The sequence below is a fragment of the Psychrobacter sp. genome (genome assembly GCF_036731945.1).
In the GTDB taxonomy this organism is placed as follows: Bacteria; Pseudomonadota; Gammaproteobacteria; order Pseudomonadales; family Moraxellaceae; genus Psychrobacter.
The window spans coordinates 24,496-25,784 of record NZ_DAINDI010000044.1 but is presented as its reverse complement, the minus strand read 5'-3'; the positions used below and the strand labels follow the sequence as shown (position 1 = coordinate 25,784).

Sequence of the window (1,289 nt, the reverse complement as noted above, 5' to 3'; positions counted from 1 at the left end):
GTGCGTGATGTATCGATATTACTTCCCACTCACTATAGACACTGTGGTTTGCGCTTTAGCTTTCTTTAAATTGGTTTGTCACGTTATGTTTTATTTTCAATTTAAAATCACTTTACGTATTTGTATTTGATACAATCATGTTACTAGCAAGTTACTGATTGATTACCGCGTAGTTTTTGATGAGCAAGGTGGAGCCTCTACATAAAGTTATGCTGTCGTCTTTATCTAAATCACAGCATAAGTTCTGCCATTATCGCCTCTAAATTAACACATCGATAGATTTTTATATATTATATTTTAAGATAAGGATATTCCAATGAGAAAGTTTTTACGTACTAAGTCTTCTATTTTAGTGGCGTCTATCTTTGCTCTTGGTGCAACTGTTCTCACAGGTTGTGATAATAGTAGTGAAACTAAGGCAGTTGATCGCGTTGAGGAGGCAGCAGCCCTAGCACGCGTAAAGGATCTTGAGGCACGTGCAGACGCCTTAAAAGGTAACATGCCTGCTGCTAATGATATAACTGCAGGCGGCGCTGATGCTGCAAGCGGTAAGCCGTCCATTAAGATGCCAGATGAATCGACCATTCCAGATGATGAGTATGGCGCTGCCGTACGCCGCGGTCTACAGCTTGCTAACCATACTTATAAAGAGCTGCCGAATAACGTTGGTAACCAGCTTAACTGTACCAGCTGTCACCTAGGCAATGGCTCAGAAGCGTATGCCGCGCCTTGGAACAATATGCCAAGTATTTATCCGATTTACCGCTCACGCGGTGGCCGTGTAAATACCATTCAGGAACGTATCAACGGTTGTTTTGAGCGTTCGATGAATGGTAAGGCACTCGATCTTGATTCAGATGATATGAATGCGATGGTGTCTTATATGAGCTGGTTGTCGCAAGATATGCCATTTGGGGTATCACCTGAAGGTCGCGGTTTTGTAAAAGTGGATAAAGAGTTAGAGCCAAACCCTGAAACCGGCAAAAAGCTGTTTGTAGAAAAATGCAGCGTTTGCCACGGTGCTGATGGCGAAGGTCAATACAATGATGATGGTACTTACCTTTACCCAGCAGTCGCAGGCGACAAGTCTTTTAATGATGGCGCAGGCATGGCGCGTACATATACCGCCGCGGCCTTTATTAAAGGTAAAATGCCGTTCGGTCAGGGCAATACACTAAGCGATCAAGAAGCAGTCGATATTGCCGCCTACTTTACCCATTTGCCGCGCCCTGTCAAAGCCAATAAAGACAAAGATTGGCCAAATGGCGATGCACCAAAGGATGTGCGTC

Annotated in this window: 1 protein-coding gene; it reads left to right on the top strand. The window is 44.0% G+C overall.

Translation table 11 applies throughout. The features are described from left to right. Positions 1–316 precede the first annotated feature (316 nt). Positions 317–1,289, top strand: a 973-nt coding sequence (locus tag V7D75_RS09895) for a c-type cytochrome (RefSeq protein WP_333614428.1), incomplete at its 3' end; no start/stop codon positions are given.